Origin of the sequence: Parageobacillus galactosidasius, assembly GCF_002217735.1 — a bacterium.
Classification (GTDB): Bacteria; Bacillota; Bacilli; order Bacillales; family Anoxybacillaceae; genus Parageobacillus_B; species Parageobacillus_B toebii.
This window is the reverse complement of record NZ_NDYL01000001.1, coordinates 25,445-51,797: the sequence shown is the minus strand read 5'-3', so window position 1 is coordinate 51,797 and position 26,353 is coordinate 25,445. Positions and strand designations below refer to the sequence as shown.

Here is a 26,353-nt window from a genome sequence, read left to right as displayed (position 1 = left end):
TCATTCAATCCTTTCTGCCAACTCATGTCTTGTCCATAAAAATGGTGTGAAGCGCTTGTAATACCTTTGCAAAAATGAAGTAACAATCCCATCAGCACCTGGATAAGTACGACCATTCATTTGATAAATAGGGACGATTTCCTGAATGGAATTGGTCACAAATATTTCATCCGCCTGTTGCAGATGGTCAAGTGTATAAAAACCTTCCTCATATTCAATGTTTAGCACGTTCAACATCGCAATCACAAATTGTCTTGTTACTCCATTTAAAATTCCTGTATGAATCGCCGGAGTGTATACCGTTTTATTTTTTACCCAAAAAATATTGGAGACAATTCCCTCAGCAACATACCCTTGTTCATTCAAAAAAATGCCTTCCACATCGGTACGGCTGCCGATTTCCCGTTTGCCTATAATATTATTCAAATAATGATGCGATTTTAAGCGTTCTTTTCCCTCCGGGGTGTTTCGTTTTGTTTTTAGAACTGTTGCGATTTTGCCTTTTGCAAATGACGGAGGTGAAAAAGGCTTCATATACATAATGATCGTCGGTTCATCATACTCACTCGTTTGCAAACCAATATCCCCGATGCCTGCCGAAATATTGAAACGAACGTAAGCATTTCGCAAACCATTTGCTTCTAACAGACGATGAAGTATCTCCATGACTTCACCGCGAGTAAAGGATTTGACAATATTCATCTCTTGTAAGCTATGATTTAACCGTTCCAAATGGTCGTCTAGCAAAAACGGATGCCCATCATATGTACGAAACGTTTCAAATACACCAAGACCATACAAAAAACCGTGGTCAAACGGCGAAATACGCGCTTCGTCTTTATGAACGACATCTCCATTGATATATACATACATACTGTTATCGAACCCTTTTATATGTTTGAATAAAGTTTTCCAACAGCTTCATCCCGTGACTCGTCATAATCGATTCTGGATGAAACTGAACCCCTTCAACTGGCAATGTTTTATGGCGAATCGCCATAATTTCGTTTTCTTCTGTCCAAGCAGAAATTTCAAAACAATCTGGCAATGTTTCTTTTTCAACAATAAGAGAATGATAACGAGTGGCCGTAAACGGGCTAGGAATATTGGCGAAAATGGTTCTTCCATCATGGAAAATTGGCGACGTTTTACCGTGCATTAAACGGTCAGCACGAATGACTTTTCCCCCAAATACTTGAGCAATCGCTTGATGCCCAAGGCAAACTCCAAAAATCGGAATTTTCCCTGCAAAGTATTCGATGGCTTCCATGCTGATGCCCGCCTCATTAGGAGTGCAAGGACCAGGCGAAATCATAAGAAAATCAGGGCTTAGTGTCTCTATCTCCTTAATCGTAATCTCGTCATTTCGTTTTACGATTAATTCTTCCCCTAACACGCCTAGATATTGCACTAAGTTGTATGTAAAAGAATCGTAATTATCAACCATTAAAATCATCGATCTCACCTCATGCTCTCAATAGTTTCTCTGCTTCGCTCAGCTCTTTTGCTTTCCAAAGGGCTGCCGCCTTTTTCAAACATTCTTCGTATTCATGTTCAGGACAGGAGTCAATGACGATCCCTGCTCCCGCTTGCACATGTGCTATTCCGTCTTTGGCAATCATCGTGCGAATCGCAATATTGAATTCCATATCCCCCTCGAAGCTAATCCACCCGATGGAACCAGTATATACACCGCGACGTACCGGCTCAAGCTCTTCAATAATCTCCATTGTCCGTACTTTTGGAGCTCCGGTAATCGTACCGCCAGGAAACATTGCTTGTATAACATCAAATGCATCTTTCCCTTGTTGCAATTTCCCCGACACATGGGACACGATATGCATAACGTGGGAGTAACGTTCGATTGTCATCCATTCATCTACTTTTACTGTACCATATTGACATACACGCCCTAAATCATTGCGCTCTAAATCGACGAGCATCGCATGTTCTGCTATTTCTTTTTCGTTAGAAAGCAGCTTTTTTGCCAGCTGCTTGTCTTCTTCTTTTGTTTTCCCGCGCGAACGTGTTCCAGCAATCGGCCTTGTGCTAATGTCGCTTCCCCGCTTCTTGACAAGCAATTCAGGCGAACCGCTGACGATTTGAAACTCTGGAAAATGAATATATGCCATGTATGGAGACGGATTAATGATGCGCAGCTGCTCATAAATATGAAATGGATGCACTAGCAGCGGTTTTGATTGCCGCACGGATAAATTCACTTGAAATACATCTCCCTGGGCAATATATTGCTGTACTTTTTTGACCGCTTCGACAAATTCTTCTTTTGTCATCGAAACCGATGGGCTGGCGTCTTCTTTTTGGAATGCCCATTCGATATCCTCTTTCCTTTCTTCCAACCAACATGACTCATAAAAGGAAAGATGCCGCTCCGCTTCTAATTCTTCTCCATCCCCATAATGAGTAATCATATGCAGCAGCTGCTTTTGATGATCATATACAAATACATCATCAAAAATTAAAAAATACATATGCGGAAGCTGTAAATCATCTTTCGCATACGAAGGGATTTTTTCAATATATCGTGCGCAGTCATAACTGATATACCCAATCGCTCCACCTTGAAAAGGCAGTTCGCTTTCGGAAGAGAGAAGGGGGAATTGCGCGAACCATTGTTTGAGCAATAATAGCGGATTTCCTTCATAATAATTCTCTTCATCACGATAAGAGATGAAGAGCTGATTTTCTTTTGTTTGGATGATACCCGCAGGAGTTAAACCAATAATACTATATCGTCCGCCCTGACCGCTTTCTAGCAGAGCATGATACGGCTCACCAGCGGCAAGCATCTTATATTGCCGAAACCAATCATGTTTCGAATAAGGAATCGTTCGCCTCTTTCTATTTCTCCATTTCCGCACAGCGATATCACTCCCTTTATTAGCTATGCATATTCTTATTGTACAATGAGTCGCGGAACATATCATTACAAAAAAATTTCGACAGGGGTCCTCCCCTGTCGAAATAGGATGATTACTCCTCAAATTGATAAAGCGGTGTACTTAAGTAACGTTCTCCGTTACTTGGAATAATTGCCAGCACTTTTTTTCCTTTTCCAAGTTCTTTGGCGACCTTCAATGCAGCATGAATAGCGGCACCAGAAGAAATTCCGCCAAGTATTCCTTCTTCGCGAGCAGCGCGGCGAGCAGCGGCGAACGCTTCTTCTGTTGTAACGGTAATGACTCCATCATAAATGCTTGTATCTAAAATGTCCGGCACAAATCCTGCGCCGATTCCTTGAATTTTATGAGGACCTGGTTTTCCGCCCGATAATACTGGTGAATCAGCAGGTTCTACGGCATAAATTTTAATGTTTGGATATGTTTCGCGAAGCACTTGTCCTGCCCCTGTAATCGTTCCGCCAGTACCGACGCCGGCAATAAACGCATCTAATTGGTCGCCCATTTGCTCAACAATTTCTTTTCCAGTCGTTAACCGATGGATTTCTGGGTTTGCCTCATTCTTAAATTGTTGTGGCATAAAATAGCCATGCTCTCTTACTAGCTCTTCCGCCTTCGCAATCGCGCCGCGCATTCCTTCGCTTCCTGGTGTTAGCACTAATTCAGCGCCATATGCGCGCAACAAATTGCGACGTTCTAAACTCATCGTATCTGGCATGACTAAAACCGCTTTATACCCTTTTGCCGCGGCAACCATCGCCAATCCAATTCCGGTGTTTCCGCTTGTCGGCTCTACAATCGTGTCACCAGGTTTTAATTTTCCGGCTTTTTCCGCCGCTTCGATCATCGCTAAGGCAATACGGTCTTTGACGCTGCTGCCAGGGTTCATAAATTCCAGTTTTAAATATACATCGGCGCTATCTTCATCAACAATGCGGTTTAATTTCACTGCAGGCGTATCGCCAATAAGCTCTGTAATGGAGTTTACTGTTCTTGCCATCTTTCCACCCCTAATCCCGATTAATTTTATCGAATTTGTTTAAAATGTATCAGTTATTGATGGAATTGTCAATCATTTTAATTTTTTGCTTCTGCAAGTTGTTTTAATTGTTCGAGCTCTTCTTTTGTAAAATGATACGTTTCATTACAAAAATGACATGATGCTTCGGCATACCCTTCTTTTTCCATAATGTCTTGAATTTCTTGTGGACCTAAACTAATAATCGCATCGGCAATTCTCTCCCGCGAACAGCGACATACAAACGAAACAGGAAGTGTTTCAAGTACTTTGACATTTCCCTTTCCAAGCAGTTCCTCTAAAATTTCTTCCGGTGTTAGCCCGCTTTCAACCATTTTCGAAACTGGAGGAATCGTTTGTAAACGCTGTTCGATTTGTTCAATCGTCTTCTCTTCCGTTCCCGGCATCAGCTGGATGATAAAGCCTCCTGCCGCCAATATCGTGTTGTCTGGATTCACAAGTACACCAACCCCGACAGAAGACGGAACTTGTTCCGAAGAAGCAAAATAGTACGTGAAATCTTCACCAAGTTCCCCGGAAATAATCGGCACTTGTCCTGTAAAGAAATCACGCAATCCTAAGTCTTTTACAACCGTTAACATGCCATTTTTACCTACTGCTTTTGCCACGTCTAATTTCCCATGTTCGTTTAAATCAAAGTGAACGTGTGGATTTGTGACGTATCCACGCACCTCTCCCTTGGCGTTGCTGTCGACCAAAATGGTGCCGATTGGACCGCCGCCATCAATTTTAATCGTTAATTTATCGTCTCCTTTTAACATGGCTCCCATCATGACCCCCGCCGTAATAGCCCGGCCAAGCGCTGCGGAAGCAGTCGGCCATGTTTGATGGCGGCGCTGTGCCTCGCTAACGGTATCTGTTGTTCGTGCGGCATATGCTCTTACTTGTCCATCATAAGCTAAGGCTTTCACTAAGTAGTCTGACATACACACTCAACCTTTCATTGTTTTTTATCAACGTTTTTCTCGTATAAAATTTTTAATCCTGTCAGCGTCAAAAACGGATCAACAATATCAATCACACTAGATTCGCTGGCAATTAAGGACGCTAACCCTCCTGTTGCAATCACTTTTGGAGGAACAGAGCTTTTTGCTTTCATCCGCGAAACAATGCCCTCTACTTGCCCCACGTATCCATATAAAATTCCAGCTTGCATCGCACTAACAGTATTTTTCCCAATAATGTCATCCGGACGGGCAATTTCGATACGAGGCAATTTCGCAGCTCGCGCGAAAAGCGCTTCCGTGGAAATCATAATCCCTGGAGCAATAGCGCCCCCCATATATTGTTTATGTTCATTAATATAACAATACGTCGTCGCCGTACCAAAGTCGACAATAATGAGAGGGCTGCCATACAAGTGAATGCCGGCAACCGCGTTCACAATTCGGTCTGCCCCTACTTCTCGCGGATTATCGTATTTAATATTCAGTCCTGTTTTAATCCCTGGCCCGACGATAATCGGCTTAATATGAAAGTATTTTAAACACATTCGCTCAAGCGCAAACATAATCGGCGGCACCACGGAAGAGATAATAATACCATCAATGTCGGAAAACTGAAGCCCGACATGGTTCAATAACGCCTTGATCGTCATGGCGTATTCATCTTCCGTTTTGCCCCGGCTCGTTTCGATGCGCCAATGATGCTTTAATTCATCGCCATCATATACTCCTAACACCGTATTGGTATTGCCAACGTCTAACACAAAAATCATCGTTTCATCACCACTTCTCATAAATTGTTACTTTCTACATCATATCATATCTTGTTTTTACTCGGATAAAAAAAAGATGTCCCTTAAAAAGAGACATCTTACTCATCTTTCTTTTGAATATTTATTTTGACGTCATTGTTATCCTCATTATTTTTATTGTCATTGCCATTATTTGCATCACGGTTTGGCAATGTTCCATGTTCAAATAAATGTTTAATTTGTTCTGCATCTAACGTTTCTACTTCTAGCAATGTAGTAGCGATTAACTCCAGTTTATCACGATGTTGTGTTAAAATGTTTTTCGCCTTCTCATAACATTCTTTAATAATCCGTTGAATTTCTAAATCAATTTCATATGCAATTTTATCGCTGTAGTTTTGCTCATTGTGCAAGTCACGCCCTAAAAACACTTGCCCGCTCGGCTGCCCAAATTGCAATGGACCAAGCTTCTCACTCATTCCAAACTCGGTGACCATGCGGCGAGCAATGTTCGTCGCACGTTGGAAGTCATTATGCGCCCCTGTGCTCACTTCGTTAAACACAATTTCTTCCGCAACGCGCCCGCCTAATAAACCGGTAATTTTATCTAACAAGTCTTGCTTTGTCATAAAATAGCGGTCTTCTTTCGGAAGCATAACCGCGTAACCACCGGCTTGGCCACGTGGAACGATCGTCACTTTATGCACCATTTCCGCATTATCAAGCACCATACCAATGACGGTATGACCCGCTTCATGGTATGCAACAATGCGTCGCTCTTTTTCTGAGATGACGCGGCTTTTCTTTGCCGGTCCGGCGATGACACGGTCTGTCGCCTCATCGATGTCGCTCATATCAATTTTCTTTTTATTCCGTCGCGCCGCAACAAGGGCCGCCTCGTTCAACAAGTTTTCTAAATCAGCACCAGAGAAGCCTGGTGTACGCATTGCAATCGCTTTTAAATCAACGGATTCATCAAGCGGCTTATTGCGAGCGTGTACGCGCAATACCGCTTCACGCCCTTTTACGTCCGGACGGTCTACCGTAATTTGCCGGTCAAAACGACCTGGACGTAACAATGCTGGGTCTAAAATATCCGGGCGGTTTGTCGCTGCGATGATAATAATTCCTTCGTTTCCATTGAATCCATCCATCTCGACAAGCAATTGGTTGAGCGTTTGTTCACGCTCATCATGTCCGCCGCCAAGACCTGCTCCGCGTTGACGGCCAACCGCATCAATTTCGTCAATAAAAATGATACATGGCGCGTTCTTTTTCGCGGTTTCGAACAAATCGCGCACACGTGACGCACCGACACCAACGAACATTTCTACGAAGTCGGAACCGCTGATGGAGAAAAACGGTACGCCAGCTTCTCCTGCAACCGCGCGCGCAAGCAACGTTTTCCCTGTCCCCGGAGGCCCAACAAGAAGAACTCCTTTCGGAATACGGGCGCCAAGCTCCACAAACTTCCGCGGATCTTTTAAAAATTCCACAATTTCCACAAGCTCTTGTTTTTCTTCATCCGCACCAGCAACATCGCGGAAACGAACTTTTTTCTTGTCGTCCGTATATAAGCGCGCCCGGCTTTTTCCAAAGTTCATTACCCGGCTGCCGCCGCCTTGCGCTTGGTTCAACAAGAAGAAAAACAAGATAAAAATGATGACAAACGGGATGATTGAAGTGAAAAAGGTGACCCATCCGCTCGTTTCATCCGCAGGCATTACTTCCACTCTTGTTCTTTTCGCTGCAGCGTCAATACGGTTCAGCACCGTATCGCTGTTCATGACATAAGTGGAAAAGTATTGATCCTCACTGTACGTTTTGAGCTGTCCCCTTATCTCATACACACCGCGCTCCGGTTTCATGGAAAACGATTTAACATCGCCATTTTCTAAATGTGTAATAAAGGCATCGTATGTCATCGGTTCCGTCCGTTGATTGCTTCCGTTAAAGAAGCTGACTACACCGATCACAACGAGAAAAATCAATAAGTAAAATATGGTATTTCGGAAGATCCGATTCATCTCTTGCCTCCTCCCATATGAAACACACTATACTCAATAGTATCATAGAAAATTGTATAAATACAAACAATTCGCTAGCGGCTGAAAAAGCAAACTACTTATTGTACACTTCCGGTTTCAGCACTCCGATAAAAGGAAGATTACGGTATTTCTCACAATAGTCTAAGCCATAGCCGACAACAAATTCGTCAGGAATGATAAAACCGGCATAATCTGCTTGAATATCCGCCTTGCGTCCGGAAGGTTTATCTAATAAGGTAACAATTTTAATCGAGTTCGCTTTCCGATAACGGAATAAGTCGACTAAATAACTTAATGTTAAACCACTATCAATAATATCCTCGATAATTAAAATGTCACGCCCTTCCACAGAAGTATTTAAATCCTTTAAAATTTTCACTTCGCCGGACGATACCGTCGCGTTTCCATAACTGGACACATCCATAAAATCCATTTCTAAATATGTATCGATATGCTTTAACAAATCTGCCATAAACGGCATGGCCCCTTTTAGTACTCCGACGGCTAACGGAAAACGCCCTTCATATTCTTCTGTCAACAGCTTGCCTAGCTCCTTTACCTTTTCTTGAATTTGCTCCTCCGTAATAAGTATTTTTTGGATATCGTCTTTCATCCCCATCTTTCTTTTCCTCCTAGATGTTCATTGCTCTTTATAGTGTAATACAATGTAGCTTGCTTTTGTAACATTTGTTGCTTCAAAATTTGATTTTTTTAACTTCGGAACCCATAAAATATTTCCTTGCGCGTCTTCTACAATTGGCCAGCGATCCCTTTCATATAAAGGAATTTTCGCTTCAATGAAAATTTCCTTAATCTTCTTTGTCCCTTTTGTCCCTTTCAACGTCATCCGGTCACCAGCGCGGCGTGTTCGTACTCGTAACGGAAGACGAACCGCTTCCGGATCAATAATAAATACATCGTTTCCCTTCTGTTCTTTCGGATAGTGTTCCCAAAATTCACTAATGATTACATGATTGTTTGGGAGGGGCAATACAGCTGGAATATCCAGCTCGAATGCATAGCTTATATCTTCTTTTTCCTCTCGAAATGTAAACAAGCAACGGTCATAAGAACGAATGACTTTTAAGCCATGCGGAAAGTCTAATCTTCCTGAAGGATGGTCGCGGTTTAAAAACGTAAATATATTATGGATATGTACAGACGAAAGGGAAGAAGGGATGTCTTTATAAAGATAGTTCAATATTAGTTGAATCCCTCTTCTTTGTAAAGGTTTTGGCATCGCCTGAAATGGTTCAATTTTTAATGCAACCGTATCATGTTGTTTTTCCATTACTTTATTCATCGCATCTTTCGCTAATTCCTCTAAAAATAACTCATCTTCCATTACCATTTCACTATACGATTGGAACCGCTCATGAAGACGCGGATTTTCTTTTTTTAAAAATGGAATAACATGGTGGCGAAACCGATTTCTTGTATAATCATCTTTATCATTACTAGCATCATGACGAGGCGTAATTTGATGTTGTCGACAATACGCATCAATATCTGCACGGCTGATCGCCAAAAACGGGCGAATAATATATCCTCCGTAAAATGGGCGCTTTGCCGGAATACCGGCATAGCCTTTGCTAGTACTGCCGCGCACAAGCCGCATTAAAATCGTTTCAACTTGGTCATCGCCATGATGGCCTAAAGCTAAATAATGCGCTTTATATTTTTTCATCAGTTCACCGAAAAAACGGTAACGGCATTGACGCGCCGCCTCTTGAACACCTAATTTGGACTCGCGCTGGAATGCCGGAACATCCATTTGCACCGCCTCACATATAATACCGCGCGCCGCGCAAAAATGTTTCACAAAATTCATATCTTCCTCTGACTGTTTACCGCGAAACATATGATCTACATGTGCGGCGATCAACGTGATATTCCATTCTTGTCGAATCGACCAAAAAAAATGCAACAGCGCTAGTGAATCCGGTCCTCCCGATACGCCAACAATGACCGTCGAATTCGGAGTGAGCAGCTCATGTTTTTTTATAAACTCGTACACTTCCGCAATCATTCGGAAAAACCCTCTTTATAATAACGTAATTCTAAAATTCATCGTACCATTATTACAATATTTTCTCAAAAATCTCGCCCAATTATTTTATCAAAAATAAACATCATAGCGATAAAAATTTGTCAAGGAAGTACTTGATGGTATACATATATTGCGTATGCGCATAAAAGTACGGCAACGATCAACGCTGTTTCCAACACTCCCTTTGTTTTGCTGCTTTTTCTTTTTTTATTTCGGCGTGTTTTTTGCATCGTTCTCTGGAAAGTACGCTGGTTGGAATGAGAATGATAAGAACGCTGAAGAGCGGTCAAAAAGTCTTGTTTCATTTCGGAAGCTCTTTTATATTTCCCATCAATCGCTTTCATCAACACCGTCTGATATGTCCGCAACGTATCATCTGCCTGAATGATGGAGATTAGCTGACGGCGTCCATCTCCTTTCCGCTCAAATTTGATTGGATAACAAGCTTGGATCATGATCATTGCCACAGCAAATAAATCATATGAAGGCTCTGCTTTTCGTGACCCCACTCCCCAATAACCGCGATCGTAAAATTCGGTAAACTCTTTAACAGCTCTTCCTTGCAACGTTGTTCCTCCCACATCAAGAAGACGGACCGTCGGCGGCGGACCTGCAACTAACAAGTTTTCGGGCTTCAAATCGCCAAATACCCATCCTTCTTGGTGAAGCTGGTCAAGGGCAGATAAAAGCTGTAACAAAAGAACGACTACCCACTCTTTTCCACGTTTGCGAATAAACGTAAAAAAATTTTCTCCTTTGATATATTCCATCACATAAAAAGGAATCGTTTTATTCATCAAAGGATTTACCCAGTCATCAACATCTAGTAAAGAAGGTCCAAGGGCAACTCCCTGGACCTTGGAAAATCGACGTAATACATTGACCTCTGATGCGATCGCCGCGCTATTATCGCTTAACTTTAAAGCAACAAGCCCCTTCGTGCTTTCCGCCAAATAAACGACCCCGTTAGCTCCATTTCCAAGCGGTTTTACCAGCTTGTACGAATGGCGGTGCCACTTTCCTGTCACGACCGTCCCTAGCGGAAGATTACATAGATTCTTCAAAGTATGATTCATCATCACGAATCAAACCCCTTAACGACCGCTTTTTCTCAAAATATGTTAATGCTTCGCGCAAGGCCGGTCCTGTCGGTGTCAATCCTCCCGATGTTAATTTTGGAAAAACAGTGGAAAGCTCCTCTATTTTCGGCGTCCAGTCAACAATTTTTTCTACATTTCCTCGTTTCCCCGGAAATACAAACACAGCGAAACGATTATCACCGATACGTGCATTAAGGCTGAGGGACAAATCAAGCAGTGCCTCTTTCACCGTTGGCAATTTCGTTTTCATACTCCCGCTCGTATCTATTAATATTAAAACTTCTAATTCCACTGTTTCTCCAAGTTCATCGACGACTTCCATCACCTCTCCTCGTTTTTCCGGAGGCAAATCTTCAAGCGACACGTCCGATCCTAATATTTGCTTCAATTCTCTATTCACGACACCTTGAAGCGTTTGCGTCATTGCCTTTCTCGTTACCATTTGCACCGTTTGAGACAGCTGTTTGGCATAGACAACTTGGCTGATTCCACCTCCCGATAAAGCGATCCCTTCAATTTCACGCAATCCACTTTCATCAATCGTATCTTGGTCAAGAACACCGATCACATTCACCGTAATCCCTTGTTCTTTTGCTAAAGAAGCCATCGCAATCGGGTCTTCGCCATGATTGGAACAGCCATCTGTAATAAGCAAAATCTGCCGCAACGTTCCTTTGCGCATCTGATCTTCCCCTCCTCAGCTAATGTATTACAAGCATCGCCGGAGGATGGGGATTTTATACCATTATTGCGCTTTTTTTGTATACATATAAGCTGGAATCGTCGCCCATTTTGGCGTGTTATGCTTGATTTTCGCAACGACTACCGTCATGTCGTCTTCAATTCTTCCAGAACGGCTTCGGATCACTTCTTCCATAATTAAGTCTGCCACTTCTTGCGGGTCGTTCGTTTTCAATTCTTTAATTTTCCGCTTCATCCATAAATCGTAATTTTCTACGTGCGGCGGCCCTTCAAATACCCCATCGCTCATCATAATAAGCAAGTCGCCCGCTTTTAATTGTTCACTGACAATCTCAAAGTCCGCTTCTTTAATAATTCCGATTGGCAAGTTGCTTGCCTCAATTTTCATGACTTTATCCCCGCGTTTGACAAAGCTTGGCGTGGAACCGACTTTTAAAAACTTCGTGACAGCGTTTTGCAAATCAATAATGGCTAAATCTAACGTAGAAAACATATCTTCTGTCGTCCGTAATGATAAAATGGAATTAACGGATTTAATGGCAATAGATTCATCAATTCCTGTTTGTAAAATTTCTTGTAAAAGACGCAACGTTTCATTGCTTTCGTTATGTGCACGCTCTCCATTTCCCATTCCATCGCTGATCGCAATCGCATATTTTCCTGTTCCGAGTTCAATCATGGAATAGCTATCACCGGAAACAAGACCGCCGCCTTTTGCCGCAAACGCTACGCCTGTTTCTACGACGAACGCTTTTGTTGAGCCGAATGCTACTCGGCAATAACCGTTCGGGTAAGCGGCGCATTCTTCGCGTTTTACCACAATCGTTTCTCCTAAAATATCGGATAGCATCGGCGCAATTAATTTTTCACATTCGCCGCGGCCTTCACAATATGGAATGCTCATTTCAATATCGATATTTCCTTTTTCTAAGCTATAAATATCAACGTGTCCGATTTCAATCCCGAATTCTTGCAAGGCGTGAAAGATTTGTTCCTCCTGCAAATAATGATTTTCACGCTCCCGCTGAATTTCCTTAGCGAAATCTTCCATCACTTGCGAGACACCCAACAGCTGTTCGGCAACCAACTTTCTGCTTTCATTCATTTGTTTGCGCAGTTTACGATTCGCTTGATAAAACGTCACGTCTTTTTCAATCATGTCGACTACTTTGCTTGCTTTTACGCAATGGTTGTCCCATTCTCGCAATAGTTTATGGTTATGTTCCAAAATTCCCGCATCTGCTTCTAGCATAATTTGCTTCATATATTCATATGTTGTATCAAAGTTGTATGACCAACATTGTTCTTTTTTAAAGCAAGTTTGGCACGTTTTTTCCGTAATATCGCTTAAAAAGTAATCAATTTCCCGTTCGCTATAATCTTCATCAGAAGAAATTAGACTCTTCGTTGAAAAGCTATTGGCCAGCGCTTGAAATACGTGAGAAAATTGGGAAACGCGCTGTGCAGTCACATCGCGAATTTTGCGGACATACTGCTGCTGTTCATTGGCATATTCTGCTGTACCAGGAATGTGTTTTGCGATTTTTTCCGTCAATGAGCGAGACGTAAATGCAAATAGAATAATCGCCAAGAACGACTCCATCACTGTTGGAATAATTTCTGCCTTACCGCTCCCATATAAGCCAATCAGCAAGGTAGCGATGAGCAATCCGAAAGACACGCCGGCTTTCTTTCCTTCTTTTAATAAGCCTCCTAAAAGACCAGCAAACGCTAACAAACTCATTTCGTATAAATTACCGATGTTCGCTAAACTTAAAATAAGCCCTGTTACTACTCCTACTGTAGAGCCAATCGTCGCTCCTGCCACAAACGCAAAAATTAACACAAGATAGCGGGACATTACATGTTCAAGTGAAAGTCCATAGAACGTCCAACCGATCATCCCCGTTAACATCGACGCAATTAAAATAATGAGCGAAATAATTTCTTCGGCTCTTAACGCTTGTTTATATTTGCGAATCATTAACAACGGGATGCTTTGAATAAAAATAAGTGTCAATACAAATGCGAGCCCTGCTTCGACAAACGCCATCATTGCTTCATATAGCGTCCTATTTCCCAACAAATAATAGAAAATGGCTAATTTTGTAGAAAATGATAGACAAAATACAACAAAAGGCACCATTTTTAACGACTCACTAAAAAACTTCCTTATAAATGCATTCACAACCAGGAAACCGAATATTCCGACAAATACAAATAACGTTGCCTCAAACGATAGAGTAAGTGAACCTGCAAGCAATGCAATAAATGCTAGTGCTGCTTTATCGCGGCGCAACATATAAACAGCGGCAAAAAACGGTAAAGCAAATGGAGTTAGCTTGGATAGAATAAGAGCTCGTCCAAGCAGAAAACCGATAATAAGAAGAAGAAACCCCTTATGAATAAATAAATGTCCGACTCGCAATTTCACATGGCGCACCCACCGCGACAACACAGCCTGTGTCTCATGAATAGGCACTTCTGAAATTTGATTCATAAACCTTCTTTCTACTCTTTCCACTCCGATCCCACTCCTTTGTTTTTCTGTTGCTCCTATTATACATTTCCAATAGTCAAAAATTTGTCAAAAAAAGAAAAGCAACCAAAAAAACCGTTCGACGTATTTCTTGCTAACATGCCATAAGTTCACATTGAACTACCCCTACTTACCGGCTAATGACGGTGGAAGTGGGGGATTCTTGTTTCCTTTGGCTGTTGTTGCTCAAAGGTCCCAAGAATCCCCTCCGTTCATTTATGACAGAAGAAGAACGTTCTTCAACTATTAAGATTACTAAAAAACAAAAAATGCCGATTCATCCCCTATCTATGCGCTGCTTAGAGGCGGGGCCTTCTCGGCAAAAAAGATAAATTCCCAAAAAACATAAAAAAACGAGGGCGCCTCTCTTTCGAGAAACACCCTCGTTTTTTAGTGACCCGTACGGGATTCGAACCCGTGTTACCGCCGTGAAAGGGCGGTGTCTTAACCACTTGACCAACGGGCCTCATATGGTAGCGGCGGAGGGAATCGAACCCCCGACCTCACGGGTATGAACCGTACGCTCTAGCCAGCTGAGCTACGCCGCCACGCAACAACATTTCTTATAATAATGATAAAACATGTGATTGTCAATAGCTTTTCTACAGGAAATATATTAGAAAAATTTGTTGTGAAACAATATAAAAAATTCCACATACACGAACGGCAAAATACATCTGCCTTCTCGCTAAAAAATAAGAAAAAGCATCCATCACCGTGGATGCTTTTTAGCTGTTATTCACTATTATGATATGATCATCCTTATACATTCAGCAGCAAGTTACCCACGTCTCGCGCCACGACCTCCCCGCTTTGATTCCATATGGCGTCTAAGAGATGCTAGACGATCTTCACTTTCTTTAAGAAAGCGGCTGATTTTTTGTTCAAAGCTTTCTGTTGCGGCTCGATCATTGGCCTTATAGCGTGGACGCTGCGAAGGTTGCGTATCTTTTGCTTTTTTAATGGATAAACCAATTTTTCCATCTTTCTCTACGTTAATGACCTTGACATTAACAATATCTCCAACTTTAAGATGATCGTTAATATCCTTTACGTAATTATCCGCTACCTCACTAATATGAACTAGTCCAGTTACACCTTCTGGCAGCTCCACAAACGCTCCGAATTTCGTAATCCCCGTTACTTTGCCTCGTAACTTGCTGCCTACTTCAATTGACATAAAAAAAGTGCTCCTCCTTAAAAAAACTTTCAAAATTATTTCCTTTATTATAACGAATGTAAAAAACAAGTGTCAATAAGATGAGTGCCTGAATTTATCGAACATCACAGGACAAAAGATTATTTTTCGGGGACGACAAAAATAATCTCCCCATCCTTCGATAAATAATATTTTTTTCTTGCTAACTCAGCGATATATTCATCATCATGCAATTTTTTAATTTCCTCTTTCAGGTGTTTTTGCTGTTTCTCGAGCTTGTCTAGCTGCTGCTCAAGCTGCTTTTTATCTGCTAATTTCGCTTCAATGTCCTTTGATTGAGAGTGGAGGGTGTAAAGAAATATCGAAGATAACGCTACTAATACAACGCTAAAAAACGTAAAACGAACGACGGCGATTCGTCGTCTTCTCGACGCTTTCTCCCTCTTTTCTTCCTGAGCTGATATGTATGAAGATTGTAACTTTGTTACATTTGTTTTATGCGGTACGCTCACTGTTTTCACACCTCCACCCTTACTTTCGCCGTTTTATGAAACTATCTTTCATATTCTTCACTTGGCGAATAATTCCTGCTAAATAGCTGAAAATTTTTTCTAGCGGCTGTTTCCAATGTTTTGGAATTCCTCTCCAAATCATAAAGCCAATCCAGCGAACCGGAGCAAATAATATCTTTACACATTGATACAAAATATGAAGGAAAGAGGAAAACAATTTCCATACAAAAAACGAAAGTGCCAATAATATTTGAAAAAGCAATTGAATCGGGCGAACGATGGAATAATAGCACAACTGAACAAAAAAGCGGTATAACCGCACCGCAAACCAAATCGTCCATTCAAGCACTTTTAAATATATCATACGAAACAAACTTTGATAAGCAGCATACCCACATAAAATCGCTAGAAAAATATAAAAGCGCAGCTCGCCTTCATTGACGAGCAGTAAAACGTAAAAAATAATCAAACCTTGAACAATCCAAAATAAAATATCATTAATAAAAACGATCCAATGGGCGCGGTCCTGTCGTTTTAAAAAGCGGTTATACGTATCGAGCGCGGCGCCAAGCCAGCTGCCCATTCCGATCATCGCCAGCATTGTCGCCAGCTGCGTCGTTAAACTCATTTGAACAACTTGCTAAAGAATCCTTTAGCCTTCTCCTGATGGTCATCTAAATAAACAAGGTCAAAAATTCTCCCTTTAATCGAAACGACCCCTTTATCCACGTCTAAGTTTTTCATTTGCAAATTTTGTCCGCGAATCGATAAAAACCCCATCACCGTTTCAAGCAAAAATTCCTCATTATCAAAACTTTCCACTTGCTTGACTCCCGTAATATCAAGGAGTCTTCTCCCCCGCATAATGACGTCATGCTCTTGGACAGGACCTTTATTCGTATTGCCTCCAAAATCATAATGTTGGCTCATGTTCATCCCCCGCATTCATATTGAAATCGAGTCAAATGAGAGTCTATTTCCTATCCGTGTTTGTACCATATGTATGAATGCAGGGGAAATTTTAGAACAAGCCTATCCGTATAAATTGAAGCTATCCATTACTCTTTCGTCGTGGCATCGAGCTGTTCTTCTCGAATCACTTCATACAAACTAGCTGCTTCCTCTTTTTTTGTCGTTTCCTTCAAATCAGTCACTTTCACCGTTAGCTTCTTCTGTCCAAATTGAATCGTTAGTTCATCGCCAACTTTCACTGTAGAGCTTGCTTTTGCAACGGCGCCGTTAATCGTAATACGCCCTTGATCCGCTACTTCTTTCGCTAACGTGCGGCGTTTAATAAGACGGGAAACTTTTAAAAATTTATCTAAACGCATATACGTCTCTCCCCTTTACCATCCTTTTTCTTTTGCCTCTTCCCAAAAACGGTCTAACTCTGCAAGCGACAATGACGTAAGCGCTACGCCGTGCTTTTGCGCCTGCTCTTCTATATAGGAAAAGCGCTGATAAAATTTTTTGTTTGTTGAGTGCAACGCTTCCTCTGGGTTGATGTCGTAATAACGGGCAATATTGATAAGCGCAAATAAAATATCGCCAAATTCGCTAATGAGACGAGAACGGGTATTTCGTTCCGCCAACGTCTCTCGCTTAAATTCGGCAATTTCTTCTTCTACTTTTTCCCACATTGGTTTGACATCGTCCCAATCGAATCCTACTTTTGCCGCCTTTTTTTGGAATTCATACGCTTTTAAAATATTTGGCAAGCTTTTCGGAACGTCATCAAGCAAGGAATTAGAGCGGTCTTTCTTTTCTTTTTCTTTAATTCGTTGCCAATTTTCTACAACCTGTTCTGCATTTTCAACGATAATGTCACCAAATACATGTGGATGGCGACGAATCATTTTTTCTGTAATCCCGCGAATGACGTCATCAATGGAAAACATTCCTTCATCTTCACCAATTTGCGCATGAAGCATGACTTGCAAGAGCACATCGCCAAGTTCCTCAATCATATGTTCATCATCATTTTCATCGATCGCTTCAAACAGTTCATATGTTTCTTCAAGCAAATATCGTTTGAGCGATTCATGTGTTTGCTTGCGATCCCACGGGCAGCCGTTCGGCCCTCTTAATGTCGCAATGACGCGCCGCAACGTTTCAAAACGGTGATAAAGCAATTTCTCCTCGCGAACAGGCGGGACATATACGCTCGTTAAATTGTTCAATGTCGTAGAGCGGTCCAGCTCGTATAATGGAATTTTGGTTACTTTCTCTTCCTTGCTTCCCGCCGCTGTTACGATATAGACAGGATAATCATCAGGAAGCTGCTCCATTAATGTCAATTTCACCTCAGAGGCAATAAACGAATCATATACTTGGCAAAAAATCGTATGCTTTGTTAATTGCCATTCATCTCCTTGAAACGATGTGGCGTCAATGAGCTGAAACCCTTCGATCGGATCAATTTTTAACGTTGTAAACAAAGCATCTAAAAAGCTTTGACCTCCCTCGATGACGACGCGGCATTCCTTTCGCCGCTCCGCTTCTAATAAAAGCTGCACGGTCTTTTCTGCCACAAGCGGATGGCCAGGAACGGCATAAAATATATCACGTTCTTTTACTTGTTCCAATAAAATGGCTGTTATTTCCTCATATACGTCTTCAAATTGTTCATGTTTTTCGTAAATGGAGTCAAAGGATGTAAACGAAACTCCCTCGTCCTCTAACGCAGCGACCACCGGATGTTCCTTTGTGCGGAAAAAAAGCGGAGAAGCCGTCTTTAACTTTCGATATACACCTAACGGCAGCTGCTCAATATCACCAGCGCCTAAACCGAAAATATAAATCGCATTCATCGTCCATCACCTGTTTCTAATAATAAACGTAGTTTGTTTCCAAATGGGAAAAATGATAATTCTTGTTGTGAGAATACATTTCCTTTTATGACCATTATAATATACGTAGCGCCTCCAAGCAGCACTCCGACTAGCGCTTCACCAGTTGCGAACAAGCGGCTGTCGATCCACCTTTCCGCAAGCATTGTGTACAACTGCAAAACAACGACCATCGCTATCGCTGATTTCATAACAGGATATAAATACGTTTTCTTTGGAAAGCGAATATGTAACTTTCGTTGCAACATGACATATAAAAAGCATGCCATTGCGGCATAAGACAACGTCGTAGCAGCAGCTGCACCGGTTGTTCCAAATAAAGGTATTAATAGCCAATTGCATGCAGTTTTTCCTGCTACCGCTACACATACTCCCGCTACTGCAATCCATTCATACCCCATTCCTTGCAATAACGCCGAAAGCGTAAGCGCTAATGTCGTAAAGAAAATCGAGGCAGCCAAAATTGCCAGCGGAAGTGAACCAAGATCATTTTCAAATAACATCACGTTCACAGGACGTATCAGACACATTAATCCTAATGCAGCTCCTAATCCGATGACAGTGGCGATGCGTAATGACAAATCCGTCTTTTCATAAATAAATGGTTCGTCATTGCGTTTTCTCGCTCCGGAAATGAGCGGAACAAGCGTCAGCGAAAAGGAAGTCGCAACCACGGTGCCAAGCTGGATCAAAGGTTGCCCACGATCGTAAATTCCCTTCCATATTTTCGCTTGTTCGAGACTTTCCTTGCCACGTTCAACAAGCAATGATAATAGGGAAAAAGAGTCCACCAGTTGAATGAGCGTTAATAACATGTTTGTAACACAAATAATAAACCCTTCGATGAACAAATAAGAAACAATGCGCTTTGTATCCGCGCTTTTCACTGCTATATGTATTTTCCCTCTATTTTTTCTCCTCATCCAATACGCTGTCAATAAAAGAAGTGCGGTCAATCCCCCGGCGAATGCACCAAACATTGCGGCTGCTCCAGCTTCATATGCGTTGCGTCCGCTTTTGATAAACCAATACGACAAGAAAATAATCGTTGTTACACGTACAAACTGTTCTCCAACTTGAGAAACAGCGGTTGGAATCATATTGTGATTACCTTGAAAATAACCGCGCAACAAAGCGATAAACGGAAATAGTAAAAACGAAAAAGAAAGGAGGCGAACAAGCGGAGCGAGTTCCCCATCTCCCATCCATATCGCGATTTGTTTCGCTCCTATATAGAGAATAGAAAAAATAAGCAAGCCGAGCGAACATAAAAACAAAAGCGAAACTTGCAAAACAGAAATAACACCTTTTTCGTCATGTTCTGCTGCACGCTCTGCCACTAACTTTGAAATGACAATAGGATAGCCATATAACGCTAACGACATGACAATGCCGTAAATCGGATAAACTTGTTGATAAATATAAAAACCGACATCACCAACAATATTTTGATACGGAATGCGATAAAAAGCGCTCAATATCTTCGTCACAAAGGCGGCAATGGTTAAGACGGCCGCCCCCCTCCATATTCTCTCTTCCGGCGATCTCATCGCGTTTCTCCTTCCGCATGTTGGATTCTCCCCACAAGTCTTATCGATGGTTTCTAGTAATTGCAGTATTCCACACGTCAAACTTATAACGTTTGCTATTATAACGCAAAAGAAAAAGGCAGCATAGCAGGCTGCCTTTTTATTCATGTTTTTTATTGTCCACTATTGCTCCATTTGTCGAGCCAAGAAGCTAGCAGCTGTTTCGACTGCTTTATGTTCTACTTCACCAAGCACTTTATCTTTTGATAAAATGACAACGGCGCCAATCGGATCTCCGTTTGCTACAATCGGTCCAATTGTATACGATTTTAACATTTCAGAAACTCCGTCAACGAGTTCGGTCTCTCCTTCTTCTGTGTGAAGGACAGAATTTCGTTCTTCCATCGCTTTTTCCACTAATGGACCGACATTTTTGTTCAAATATTCTTTTTTCGAAACACCCGCTACTGCAATAAAAACATCTCGGTCGCAAATCAACACAGGCTGTCCTAAACTGTCAAACAACGCCTCTGCATATTCTTTTGCAAAATCACCTAATTCACTAATTGGCGAATATTTTTTTAAAATAACTTCTCCGTCACGGTCAACAAATATTTCAAGCGGGTCCCCTTCTCGGATACGCAACGTTCTTCGAATTTCTTTCGGAATGACAACCCTTCCTAAATCATCAATTCGGCGAACAATACCAGTTGCTTTCATCTACAGATGCCCTCACTTTCACCTAGGATTTGAAGAATACACGGATGAATCCTTGTTATGGAGAATTCACCATTGCTGTGATTAGTATCCTTCATAATCCCAGTTATATACGTGATGAAAGTGATTTTTTCAATTTTAGATAAAATTACCCATCATTCATTATCGACCATCTTTTAGAAGCATAAACTTATGCAATAATCGATTTTTCACCTTTTACGCCCGAAAGCTCTTTTAACGTTTCATATAAAATCATTAACCATTCTTGTGGCTTCAATTCTTTAATGTATAAAACAATTTTTAATTTGGAACCTTCCATTCCAAAACCGAATAAGCGACCGTATTGCCCGCCGATTTTCGATAAACGCTGAATTTCCACATCTTTTGATGCGTTCTCATCAAATAAAATTTCAATTTGCTGTTTCTGTTGTTTAATCGATTCTACTCCTATTTGTTTCGCATATACTTTAATTTCCGCAATTTGGAATAAATAAGCGACTTCATCCGGATACTCACCAAAGCGGTCAAGCATTTCATCCCGCAATGCTTCCACGTCTTCCATCGTTTCCACCGCTTTAAAACGCTTGTACATATCAATTTTTTGTAACCCGTCAGAAATATACGTATCTGGAATATAAGCGTCGACTTCTAAATCAATCGTTACTTCAGGTTTTGCTTCTTCCTGTTTGATTCCTTTTCGTTTTTCGATTGCTTCTTTTAACATTTGTGAATATAAATCAAAGCCGACAGAATCAATGAATCCATGTTGTTCCGCGCCTAATATATTCCCAGCGCCGCGAATCGATAAGTCACGCATCGCAATTTTAAACCCTGAGCCAAGCTCGGTAAATTCTTTGATTGCTTGTAAACGTTTCTCAGCATCCTCATTGAGCACTTTATCTTTCCGATACGTAAAATACGCATAAGCAACGCGATTAGAACGTCCGACGCGACCGCGCAGCTGATACAATTGCGATAATCCCATGCGATCTGCATCATAGACAATTAATGTGTTCACATTTGGAATGTCAACACCTGTCTCAATAATCGTCGTTGTGACAAGCACGTCATACTGGCCTTCTAAAAACGCCAACATCGTGGACTCCAACTCATTTTCTGTCATTCGCCCGTGCGCATAAGTAACACGCGCTTCCGGTACGAGCTGTGAAATTTCTTCCGCTTTGGCATCAATATCTTCAATACGATTGTATAAGAAAAAGACTTGGCCATCTCTTGCCAGCTCTCGCTCAATAGCCTCTCGTATAAGTTCAGGGGTATATTCCATCACATACGTTTGCACCGGAAAACGATTTTCTGGCGGCGTTTCAATAATGGACAGGTCACGCACTCCGATCATGGACATATGCAACGTCCTTGGAATTGGTGTTGCCGTTAATGTCAACACATCGATATTTGCCTTTAGCTGCTTGATTTTTTCCTTATGCGTGACGCCAAACCGCTGCTCTTCGTCAATAATGAGAAGCCCTAAATCTTTAAACTGCACATCTTTCGATAATAGGCGGTGCGTGCCGATGACCATATCAATCGTTCCGTCTTTCAGCCCTTTGATCGTTTCCGCCTGCTGTTTTCTCGTCCGGAATCGATTTAAAAGTCCAACGTTAATCGGAAATCCTTGAAACCGCTCCCGAACTGTTTCGTAATGCTGCTGTGCTAAAATCGTCGTCGGTACAAGAAACGCGACTTGTTTTCCGTCCATAATCGCTTTAAACGCTGCCCGCAGCGCAACTTCCGTCTTTCCGTAGCCAACGTCGCCGCAAAGAAGACGGTCCATCGGCTTGTCGCTCTCCATGTCGCGTTTAATTTCCTCAATCGAACGCAGCTGATCTTCTGTCTCCTGATACGGAAACGCCGCTTCAAATTCCCGCTGCATTTCTGTATCCGGGGAAAACGCGTATCCTTTGCTTGCTTCGCGTTCCGCATATAACTTAATTAAATCTTCAGCAATATCTTGGACGGACGACTCGACTTTCTTTTTGACTTTTTTCCATTCAGATCCGCCTAACTTATAAATTTTCGGCTCTTTTCCTTCTGAACCAACGTATTTTTGTACTTGATCAATTTGATCCACAGGCACATATAACGTATCGCTGCCCTGATATTGAATATGGATATAATCTTTATGGACACCGTTAATCTCTAATGTTTCGATTCCCAAATATTTACCGATACCGTGGTTGACATGAACCACGTAATCGCCCACTTGCAGCTCCGAATAACTTTTAATCCGCTCCGCATTCGACAATTTTTGGCGGCGAATTGGTCTTTTCGCCCGCTTTTTAAACAATTCTTCTTCTGTAATCACAGCCAGCTTTTGCATCGGCAGCTCAAATCCTGTATTTAAATCTCCCTCGAGCATTTGATATTTGCCGTGCATCAGCATTGCTTCATCGCTTAGCGGGGCGACATCGATTTCGTAATCTTCAAACACCGATTGCAGTTTTTTCATCCGTTCCGCATTCGGTGCTAAAAATACAACAGCATAATTTGCTTTTTTCCATCTCTCTAGCTCAGACTTAAGCAAAGACATTTGTCCGTGGAAGTTTTGCATTTGCTTGCAGGAAATATTGACAATGTTTTCTGGATGTGTATGCGGGACATGACGTAGAAAAATGGATAAATAAATCCGCTGTTTTGGATGTTTTTGTAATAATTCAGAAAAAGAGTGAGAAATTGGAACATCATGGATGATTTTTCCCTCGCTAAGTAAGCTTGTATACCATTCTGCTTCTTCTTTATCTAAACTTTCTGCCATCTCTTGTAATCTGCTCATTTCATCCATCAACAATATTCCATTTTCCGGCATGTAATCTAGCAAACTAGCAGGCTCGTTATAAAAGAGCGCCGTATATTTATATTGTTGTTCAATTTCCTGCCCTTGTTTTAACTGCTCAATCTCTGACGACACATGTTCTAGCAATAATTGTTTGGCTTTCTCATCTTTTAATTTGTTGAGGCTTTCCGCTAATCCTGCTTCAATTCGTTCGATTCCCCGCTCCAGCATCTCCCCGTAAACAATCATTTCATCAGCAGGTCCAATGGTTACTTGTTGGACTTCATCGCGGGAACGCTGATCATCCGCGGTAAACGTACGAATCGATTCGATTTCTGTATCAAATAGCTCAATCCGATATGGAAATTCTGCCGTTAATGGATAAATATCAATAATACCGCCGCGAACGCTAAACTCCCCAGGGGTTGACACAGTTGCAACACGCTTGTATCCCATTTGTACGAACCGTTGCTTATAATGTTCAACATCTATATGATGATGAACCTCCAATGTCAACATATGATCTCTCCATAATGACACAGGAGGAAGTAGACGTCGTAATCCGGCAACAGGACAAATGACAACACCTTTGTTATGTTTCAGCCAATAATTCATCACTTCTAAGCGCTGAGCCTTTAATTCTGGACTGGCTATCGCCATTTCTGCGGCAATTACTTCGTTTACTGGATAAAGAAATACCTCTTCCGCCCCAAGCAGTTGAACAAGGTCATCATATATTTTTTGTGCTTGAAACAAATTATGTGCAATCACTAAGAGCGGCCTCTCTGTTTCTCTATATAACGACGAAATGAAAACAGACCGGGCAGAGCCGGATAACCCGACAACAAGCTGTTCTTTCAACCTAGCTTTCACGCCTTCGATAATGGAACGGACATCTTGATTCTCAACAAAATAGCGATGCAACGAAAGCACCCCTATTCTCCCTCCTCTCAACAAAATAAAAACGTAAACCGTTTTTTTTATTTCCCGCTATTATATCTATTATATCCGTCTATTTTGCGCGCAAATGCGGACATTTTCAATAAAGTGATCGTAAATAGACAAAGTTTTTCTAGTGTAGGAAAGATAAAAAAATACAAAAATGCTTTGGTTGCCCAAAGCTTGCTAATGTATAAATTTCTCATATTGATGTAGTTCCGGATTTCTCGTCAGCGCCTCTTGACAATCCTCACAAATCGTTTTTACGTGAATATCACCATTCGGTTGATACGAAATCATCTCCAATCGTTCTTCCTCTGTCAAATGGTGAAATCCTAATTGTTCGCTATATATGGAGACTCTATCAATCGTCCCTATTTTTGTTCCGCAATGCCGGCAATAATAATGTAATGCCATTGCAACAAACCTCCTAATGGGCGTATTCCATATCTTCATTTTGCACCAATTAGGAGGAAAATATTCATGCGTTAAATTCATTCATCACTTGCAGAAATGGCGTCACCACTGCTTTTTCACACGCATCCGCCGCGCGTAAAATCGCCTCCATTACCGCGTCGCTTTCTTCTTTAGTAAAGCGGCCCAACACATAATCGGTTATCTTTTGCCCATTTGCCGGGCGCCCAATCCCGATGCGAACTCGTTTAAATTCTTGCGTGCCTAGGTGATGAATTAATGATTTAATGCCGTTATGTCCACCGGAGCTTCCTTTCATGCGAAGGCGAATTTTCCCAGGGGGAAGGTCAAGGTCGTCGTATATGACAATGACATCATCGACATCAATATGATAGTAATCCATTAACGGCCGAACACATTCCCCTGATAAATTCATATATGTCAGCGGCTTACATAATGCCACTTTTTCTCCGAAAATGACGGTGGAGGCCATCATTCCATGAAATTTTGTTGTTTGAAAGGAAATATTCCAGCGCTTGGCAAGCTCATCAATTACCATAAATCCAGCGTTATGCCTCGTTTGTTCATATTCCTTTCCTGGATTTCCAAGCCCGACAAATAGCTTCAATACTCGGTCTCCTTTCTTTGCGAAGATACTACAAAAGACGTAACCGAAAACGGTTACGTCCGAATTTATGACTCTGGAGTCGTTTCTCTTCCCTCTTCTGCATCAGGGTGACCAGGTTCTTGCTGTTCACCGCTATGAATTTCTTCCTCCTGTTGTGGCGGCAAGATCGTCGCAATCACTTCAGAAGGATCATCGATAATTTCGTATTTTCCGCCCGTGTTAATATCTCCCACCGTAACCGTATCGCCTATTTGAAGGTGCGAAATGTCAATATCAATCGACGGTGGAATATTCGCCGGCAATACGCGGATCGTTAATTGATGCAGATTTTGTTGCAATACGCCGCCGTCTTTTTCTCCGGCAGCTTCGCCGATTAAGCGCACATCAACATCAATATCTACTTCTGTCGACATGTCTACTGCTTGAAAATCAGCGTGAAGAATATTGCCGCGCAGCGGATCTCTTTGGATCTCGCGCAACAGGACGGAATAATCTTTTTCGCCTATTTTCAGCGTCATTAAGCTATGGCGTCCACCTTCGCGGATCGTTTTTTCAAGTGCTGCGCCACTAACAAAAATCATTTTATTGTCAATATTTTTCCCATATAATATTCCAGGAATATTTCCTTGTAAACGAATGCGTCGAAGTGTGGAATGTTTTTTATCTGGGCGTTCTTTTGCTTCTAGTACTACAGCCATGTTTCCTCACCTTCCTGAATTA

Annotated in this window: 24 protein-coding genes and 2 tRNA genes; all 26 read right to left on the bottom strand. The window is 41.7% G+C overall.

Annotated features, from left to right (window positions below; genetic code table 11):
- The 26 genes from pabC to B9L23_RS00140 all read right to left on the bottom strand — a co-directional run bounded on the left by pabC (position 1) and on the right by B9L23_RS00140 (position 26,331).
- Positions 1–873: an aminodeoxychorismate lyase gene (gene pabC / locus B9L23_RS00265; protein ID WP_089096686.1), complete on the bottom strand. Its 873-nt coding sequence runs from the start codon at positions 871–873 to the stop codon at positions 1–3.
- A gap of 4 nt (positions 874–877) precedes the next feature.
- Positions 878–1,456 carry an aminodeoxychorismate/anthranilate synthase component II gene (gene pabA, locus B9L23_RS00260; RefSeq protein WP_062677403.1) on the bottom strand — a complete coding sequence of 193 codons (579 nt, stop codon included), beginning with the start codon at positions 1,454–1,456 and terminating at the stop codon, positions 878–880.
- Between the two features lie 10 nt (positions 1,457–1,466).
- Positions 1,467–2,882, bottom strand: coding sequence for an anthranilate synthase component I (gene trpE, locus B9L23_RS00255; protein WP_081189186.1), 1,416 nt, complete (start codon positions 2,880–2,882; stop codon positions 1,467–1,469).
- Positions 2,883–2,994: 112 nt separating this feature from the next.
- Positions 2,995–3,921 (bottom strand): cysteine synthase A, encoded by a 927-nt coding sequence (gene cysK / locus B9L23_RS00250; protein WP_012748844.1) that lies wholly within the window; start codon positions 3,919–3,921, stop codon positions 2,995–2,997.
- A gap of 77 nt (positions 3,922–3,998) precedes the next feature.
- Positions 3,999–4,886: an Hsp33 family molecular chaperone HslO gene (hslO, locus tag B9L23_RS00245; protein WP_012748843.1), complete on the bottom strand. Its 888-nt coding sequence runs from the start codon at positions 4,884–4,886 to the stop codon at positions 3,999–4,001.
- 14 nt (positions 4,887–4,900) lie between these two features.
- Positions 4,901–5,677 (bottom strand): type III pantothenate kinase, encoded by a 777-nt coding sequence (locus B9L23_RS00240; protein WP_012748842.1) that lies wholly within the window; start codon positions 5,675–5,677, stop codon positions 4,901–4,903.
- A 98-nt stretch (positions 5,678–5,775) separates the two neighbouring features.
- Positions 5,776–7,683, bottom strand: a complete 1,908-nt coding sequence (ftsH, locus tag B9L23_RS00235) for an ATP-dependent zinc metalloprotease FtsH (RefSeq protein WP_062677404.1) — start codon at positions 7,681–7,683, stop codon at positions 5,776–5,778.
- Positions 7,684–7,777: 94 nt separating this feature from the next.
- Positions 7,778–8,323, bottom strand: coding sequence for a hypoxanthine phosphoribosyltransferase (hpt, locus tag B9L23_RS00230; RefSeq protein WP_081189187.1), 546 nt, complete (start codon positions 8,321–8,323; stop codon positions 7,778–7,780).
- Between the two features lie 21 nt (positions 8,324–8,344).
- Positions 8,345–9,733, bottom strand: a complete 1,389-nt coding sequence (tilS, locus tag B9L23_RS00225; protein ID WP_012748839.1) for a tRNA lysidine(34) synthetase TilS — start codon at positions 9,731–9,733, stop codon at positions 8,345–8,347.
- Between the two features lie 122 nt (positions 9,734–9,855).
- On the bottom strand, positions 9,856–10,833 hold the full coding sequence (locus B9L23_RS00220) for a protein kinase domain-containing protein (protein ID WP_081189188.1): 978 nt from the start codon (positions 10,831–10,833) through the stop codon (positions 9,856–9,858).
- Positions 10,802–11,536: a VWA domain-containing protein gene (locus B9L23_RS00215; protein WP_012748837.1), complete on the bottom strand. Its 735-nt coding sequence runs from the start codon at positions 11,534–11,536 to the stop codon at positions 10,802–10,804. The genes B9L23_RS00220 and B9L23_RS00215 overlap by 32 nt, the downstream gene beginning before the upstream one ends.
- Before the next feature lie 63 nt (positions 11,537–11,599).
- Positions 11,600–14,080 (bottom strand): stage II sporulation protein E, encoded by a 2,481-nt coding sequence (gene spoIIE, locus B9L23_RS00210; protein ID WP_081189189.1) that lies wholly within the window; start codon positions 14,078–14,080, stop codon positions 11,600–11,602.
- A gap of 409 nt (positions 14,081–14,489) precedes the next feature.
- Positions 14,490–14,561 (bottom strand) — tRNA-Glu (locus B9L23_RS00205).
- Positions 14,562–14,566: 5 nt separating this feature from the next.
- Positions 14,567–14,643 (bottom strand) — tRNA-Met (locus B9L23_RS00200).
- A gap of 233 nt (positions 14,644–14,876) precedes the next feature.
- Positions 14,877–15,275 carry a S1 domain-containing RNA-binding protein gene (locus tag B9L23_RS00195; RefSeq protein WP_012748835.1) on the bottom strand — a complete coding sequence of 133 codons (399 nt, stop codon included), beginning with the start codon at positions 15,273–15,275 and terminating at the stop codon, positions 14,877–14,879.
- 119 nt (positions 15,276–15,394) lie between these two features.
- On the bottom strand, positions 15,395–15,766 hold the full coding sequence (locus tag B9L23_RS00190; RefSeq protein WP_081189190.1) for an FtsB family cell division protein: 372 nt from the start codon (positions 15,764–15,766) through the stop codon (positions 15,395–15,397).
- 19 nt (positions 15,767–15,785) lie between these two features.
- On the bottom strand, positions 15,786–16,394 hold the full coding sequence (gene yabQ, locus B9L23_RS00185; protein ID WP_012748833.1) for a spore cortex biosynthesis protein YabQ: 609 nt from the start codon (positions 16,392–16,394) through the stop codon (positions 15,786–15,788).
- Positions 16,391–16,696, bottom strand: coding sequence for a sporulation protein YabP (gene yabP, locus B9L23_RS00180; protein ID WP_003247459.1), 306 nt, complete (start codon positions 16,694–16,696; stop codon positions 16,391–16,393). Before yabP ends, yabQ begins: the two co-directional genes overlap by 4 nt.
- A 128-nt stretch (positions 16,697–16,824) precedes the next feature.
- Positions 16,825–17,097 (bottom strand): RNA-binding S4 domain-containing protein, encoded by a 273-nt coding sequence (locus B9L23_RS00175; RefSeq protein ID WP_081189191.1) that lies wholly within the window; start codon positions 17,095–17,097, stop codon positions 16,825–16,827.
- 15 nt (positions 17,098–17,112) lie between these two features.
- A complete protein-coding gene (gene yabN / locus B9L23_RS00170) occupies positions 17,113–18,576 on the bottom strand; it encodes a bifunctional methyltransferase/pyrophosphohydrolase YabN (protein WP_012748831.1) in 1,464 nt (487 codons plus the stop codon).
- Positions 18,573–20,165, bottom strand: a complete 1,593-nt coding sequence (locus B9L23_RS00165; protein ID WP_062756176.1) for a putative polysaccharide biosynthesis protein — start codon at positions 20,163–20,165, stop codon at positions 18,573–18,575. The genes yabN and B9L23_RS00165 overlap by 4 nt, the downstream gene beginning before the upstream one ends.
- Positions 20,166–20,327: 162 nt before the next feature.
- On the bottom strand, positions 20,328–20,864 hold the full coding sequence (gene spoVT, locus B9L23_RS00160) for a stage V sporulation protein T (protein WP_012748829.1): 537 nt from the start codon (positions 20,862–20,864) through the stop codon (positions 20,328–20,330).
- Between the two features lie 187 nt (positions 20,865–21,051).
- The gene (gene mfd / locus B9L23_RS00155; RefSeq protein WP_081189192.1) at positions 21,052–24,585 is read right to left on the bottom strand and encodes a transcription-repair coupling factor; all 3,534 of its coding nucleotides are present in this window, start codon (positions 24,583–24,585) and stop codon (positions 21,052–21,054) included.
- A gap of 192 nt (positions 24,586–24,777) precedes the next feature.
- Positions 24,778–25,008, bottom strand: coding sequence for an anti-sigma-F factor Fin (gene fin / locus B9L23_RS00150; protein ID WP_012748827.1), 231 nt, complete (start codon positions 25,006–25,008; stop codon positions 24,778–24,780).
- 64 nt (positions 25,009–25,072) lie between these two features.
- Positions 25,073–25,633, bottom strand: coding sequence for an aminoacyl-tRNA hydrolase (pth, locus tag B9L23_RS00145; RefSeq protein WP_012748826.1), 561 nt, complete (start codon positions 25,631–25,633; stop codon positions 25,073–25,075).
- Between the two features lie 65 nt (positions 25,634–25,698).
- On the bottom strand, positions 25,699–26,331 hold the full coding sequence (locus tag B9L23_RS00140; RefSeq protein WP_081189193.1) for a 50S ribosomal protein L25/general stress protein Ctc: 633 nt from the start codon (positions 26,329–26,331) through the stop codon (positions 25,699–25,701).
- Positions 26,332–26,353: the final 22 nt, after the last annotated feature.